Source organism: bacterium (assembly GCA_040753555.1).
Classification (GTDB): Bacteria; UBA9089; UBA9088; order UBA9088; family UBA9088; genus JBFLYE01.
The window spans coordinates 303-4,947 of the sequence record JBFMDZ010000152.1 but is presented as its reverse complement, the minus strand read 5'-3'; the positions used below and the strand labels follow the sequence as shown (position 1 = coordinate 4,947).

The following is a 4,645-nucleotide window of genomic DNA, read 5'->3' as shown; positions in this document are numbered from 1 at the left end:
ATATGCCCTGTCCTCGTATAGAGGAAGCATTGCTGAAGAGCCACGTTGCGGAAATCCACAAGCACGGTTCTGTGAGGGGCATAAAATAACATATAGGAGGTTATAGAAAATGTCTACTCGACAAAAATATGGACTTTTCATCTAAGAAAAGGTATAAAATTTCATGACGGCACCCTATTTAATGCTTCAGCGGTGAAATTTTCTTTTGAATATCAACCCGAGCAATACCGCGGTCTTTACGCAGTGTTGGAATCAATAAAGACTCCAGATGAAGACACCGTCAAATTTGTTCTAAATAAGCCTTACGCTCCTCTCTTAAGGGATCTAAGTACATCTCCCATAATGAGCCCAACTTCCGTAGATAAAAGTGGAGAATTCAAATCACCCATTGGAACAGGTCCATTTAAGTTCAAGGAGTGGATCAAAGGACAAAAATTTGTGCTACAGAAAAATGGAGATTATTGGCAAGGATCTCCTAAATTGGAAAAAGTAATTTTCAAAGTAATTCCAGATGCATCCACAAGAGCTATAGCATTAGAAGCTGGAGAAATAGACTTAACCGGGCATATGGCTGGTGGAAGTGTATTGTATGTATCAGATATACAGAGGCTGAGAGAAAATCCAAATATAAAAATAGTGGGAAAGTATACGCAACCTTGTGTGAATTGGATTCAGTTCAATACTGAAAAAGAACCATTCAGCAATTTAAATGCGAGAAAAGCTGTTTACTACGCTATTGATATTCAAGCCGCAGTCAATTCCACATTAGGCAAAACAGCAACCCCTTTATTGAAGGGACCTTTCTCAATGCCATGCACCCAACATCTATTAAACCAGAATCTAATGTGGTATATGCACAGCCCAGAGAAGGCAAGAGAACTCTTATCAGAAGCGGGATGGAAAGACACTGATGGAGATGGAATTAAAGAAAGAAATGGGAAAGAACTTAAAGTTACACTTGTGGCCTCTGCGATTTTCTCCCCAGAAATGTTAGAAATCATAGAGATAATACAAGCACAATTAAAAGAGATTGGAATCAATGTAGAATTGCAGAGAGTTGAGTATGGAGCGATGCAAAAAATGTTTGAAAAACAAGAATACGACATGATGACGCAAAGCGGTGTTTGTGGACATGGAGATTTTTCTCTCTGGCTTAATTACTTTTTCCACTCTAAAAGAGGGCCTTATTGTGCATTCAAAAATGAAACGCTAACTACATTGATAGACAAGGTGCATTCAACCGTAAATAATGAGGATCGCCTCAAGGTATTTTACGAGATTCAGGAGATTATGGAGGAGAATGCACCAGGGGTTTTCCTGTATAATGATGCAAATGTCGTTGCTATGAATAAGCGGGTTAAAAATTATGAGATGGAAGGGGGGATACATGGAGCATATTTGAGTCTTTGGAAGGTGGATATCGAGGAATAAAGAGAGGAGATTAAAACCATGAAGATGACTGATGAGTGGAAGGGGAGGTAAGTAAGCTTTCATGTTAAAATTCATCTTAAAACGGCTGCTGTTGATGTTCATCGTCATATTAGGAGCGACAGTGATCACATTTTCTCTAATGTATTTCGCCCCAGGTGACCCTGCCGAGATGATCGCAATAGGTAGGTATGGCGTGCAAGATTTGACGCCGGAGGACATAGAATTAATAAGAAAAGCGGAAGGTCTCGATGCTGTGGCGCTTATCCAGTATTTCAAATGGCTAAACCATGTTTTACACGGTGACCTTGGATGCTCCTTGATAACTGGCGATTCAGTGCGATCAGAAATCTTGGTGAGATTTCCAGCCACATTAAAGCTTGCTATTGCCAGTATGATATTATCTCTCCTAATAGCGATCCCAGTTGGGATTATCTCTGCAACCAAGCAATACTCTTTAATAGATAATCTCAGCATGATAGGAGTATTAATAGGAGTCTCTATGCCCAATTTCTGGCTTGGATTATTACTTATATTGCTTTTTTCATTACATCTTGGTTGGCTTCCTGTCTGCGGTTATGGGGACATCAAACATCTGATACTGCCTGCTATAACACTTGGAACAAGTATGGCAGCTCTTTCAACAAGGCTTACAAGGTCAAGCATGCTGGAGGTTCTCAGGCAGGATTATATCAGGGCAGCGAGAGCAAAGGGGTTGAGTGAGAGGACGGTTATATATAAGCATGCAATAAAGAATGCATTTATTCCCATAGTCACGGTTATGGGGTTGCAGTTTGGGTGGCTGCTTGAGGGTACAGTCATCGTAGAAACAATATTTGCCTGGCCGGGAATAGGTAGACTTTTGGTGGAGTCAATATTCGCTCGAGACTTTGCGATGATCCAAGGTTGTGTAATATTTATTGCTTTCATATTTGTCCTCGTTAACCTGGTAGTTGATCTCTCCTATGTTTGGCTTGATCCAAGGATAAGGTACGAGAAGGAGCGATAAGATGCATGACATCGGAATAAGGATTATTCAAAGTAGTACCCCACTATATGAAGTTTTACGGCAGCTTAAAAAGAATAGAGCAGCTACCAGCAGCCTGGTAATCATCCTTTTTCTTTTATTTATCGCAATGATTGGACCTTTTATCGCTCCCCATGACCCTTTAGAGCAAAATCTGGAAAAACGCCTGCTTGCTCCAAATGGAGAATATCTTCTGGGAACTGATGACTTGGGCAGGTGTATTCTCAGCAGAATAATATACGGTACTAGAATCTCCCTACAGATAGGAATAATAGTAGTTGGAATAGCAGCGGCTATTGGCATAACTCTTGGAGCAGTTGCAGGTTACTATGGTGGGATTGTCGATGAGATAATTATGAGAATGGTGGACATCATGCTTTCCTTTCCTGGAATTATATTAGCGCTGGCAATTGCTGGTGCATTCGGTCCAAGCCTTTTCAATGTCATGCTCGCATTGGCTTTTGTCCACTGGACAGGATATGCGAGATTAATGCGGGGATCAGTACTCTCTGTTAAAGAAAAGGGTTTTATCGAGGCAGCGCATGCCATTGGAGCCAGTAGCGTCCGCATTATGTTCCACCATATATTGCCAAATTGTATGGCACCCGTTATAGTAATGGCAACACTTGGTATGGCTTGTGTAATCCTAGCAGCAGCAGCATTAAGCTTTCTTGGATTGGGGGCACAGCCACCAACACCAGAATGGGGTGCGATGTTAAACAGAGGCCGTGCTTTCATGCGAACTGCACCGCATCTGATGATTTTTCCAGGGCTTATGATAATGGTAACTGTCCTAGCATTCAATCTCTTAGGTGATGGACTTAGAGATGTTCTAGACCCAAGGCTAAAGGGGATGATAAAATGACTGCTCCCCTATTGAGCATACATAACTTAAGGACCTATTTCTTTACAGATACATCCCTACACACAAGCTTTGTTGTCATCCGTTCCAATTCCAAACTCGGAATTTAAACCTTAACTCTGCAAAAAATTAAGTAATAGGTCAGCCACACACTCTTTTTTTCCAATAAAATATTTATTTGCAACGGAACTTCACCACAAAGAACACACCTCGGCATCATTCCTAACTTAAGATTTTTCAAGGGTTTTGCGTTGTTTGTTTAACTTTGAATTTTCCCAAGGAAGAATTGCATGGATTAACATCACAGATGAGACGCTGTGCAATCTCAATTCCCTCAAACATTACGGAAGGATTCAAAAGATATCACAATAAAGAGTATAGCCAATATTTACATATAGCATTAGGCTCATCAGCAGAATTGAAAACGCAATTGATAATAGCAAAGGAATTAGGGTTTATAAAAAATGAGGACAAATCGTTAAGGAATATTTTTGATAAATTAGACCATAGCTTAAAGATGATTTCCTCATTACTAAATAAACTAAAATGACTATGTCCGATGTCCGATATACGAAGTACGATATACGATATACGAGGTACGAAGTACGATATACGAAAAATAAGAAGGTAAAGAAAATAGGAAAAATTGGGATAATAAAATAATTTGACAAAATAATAATTTAGAGGTATTATTTATGTATGGGAATAACAAAGGTAACAGTGGCAGTAAGCAATCCAGGCAATCCGGAACAACGCTGGGAGGATTTGTTTCTTGTGGATACTGGTTCTATTGATTGTATGGTGCCTGGAAATCACTTAAGAGAAATAGGAATTGAGCCAGAAGGTAAGCGAATATACGAATTGGCTGATGGCACAGAGATTTCTATGGATGTAGCTGTAGCTCGCATAGAATTTATGGGTGAGTTTGTAGGAGCGACAGTAATTTTTGGAAAGGATAATGTAGAGCCTATTTTGGGAATGACAGCATTAGAATCCGTTGGGATTGAGGTTGACCCACAAAATCAACGGCTAAAGCGCCTCCCTGCTGTTAGGCTAAAAAATATAAAGAGGGAAATAGGAAGGATTGGAATTGTGAAATAGTATATCGTATATCGTAAATGGAGAAGATAAAGGATTTTAAGGAATTGAAGATTTGGCAGAAAGGCATAGAAATTGTCAAAGATGTCTATGCGATTACAAAGAATTTTCCCAAGGAAGAATTGCATGGATTAACATCACAGATGAGACGCTGTGCAATCTCAATTCCCTCAAACATTACGGAAGGATTCAAAAGATATCACAATAAAGAGTATAGCCAATATTTACAT

6 protein-coding genes are annotated in these 4,645 nt (G+C 39.6%); all 6 read left to right on the top strand.

The genetic code is table 11. The annotated features are described in order from the left end of the window. Window positions 1-102: 102 nt before the first annotated feature. The gene (locus AB1630_10165) at window positions 103-1,431 is read left to right on the top strand and encodes an ABC transporter substrate-binding protein (protein MEW6104155.1); all 1,329 of its coding nucleotides are present in this window, start codon (window positions 103-105) and stop codon (window positions 1,429-1,431) included. 61 nt (window positions 1,432-1,492) lie between these two features. Then, complete coding sequence (nikB, locus tag AB1630_10160) at window positions 1,493-2,437, top strand: nickel ABC transporter permease (protein MEW6104154.1); 945 nt, start codon at window positions 1,493-1,495, stop codon at window positions 2,435-2,437. 1 nt (window position 2,438) lies between these two features. After that, window positions 2,439-3,320, top strand: a complete 882-nt coding sequence (gene nikC, locus AB1630_10155) for a nickel transporter permease (protein MEW6104153.1) — start codon at window positions 2,439-2,441, stop codon at window positions 3,318-3,320. Between the two features lie 229 nt (window positions 3,321-3,549). Further along, entirely contained in the window at window positions 3,550-3,867 is a 318-nt protein-coding gene (locus AB1630_10150; GenBank protein MEW6104152.1) for a four helix bundle protein, read from the top strand. Window positions 3,868-4,016: 149 nt separating this feature from the next. Beyond that, window positions 4,017-4,418 carry a clan AA aspartic protease gene (locus AB1630_10145; GenBank protein MEW6104151.1) on the top strand — a complete coding sequence of 134 codons (402 nt, stop codon included), beginning with the start codon at window positions 4,017-4,019 and terminating at the stop codon, window positions 4,416-4,418. A 17-nt stretch (window positions 4,419-4,435) separates the two neighbouring features. Further along, the coding region (locus AB1630_10140; GenBank protein MEW6104150.1) for a four helix bundle protein at window positions 4,436-4,645 on the top strand (210 nt) is incomplete at its 3' end.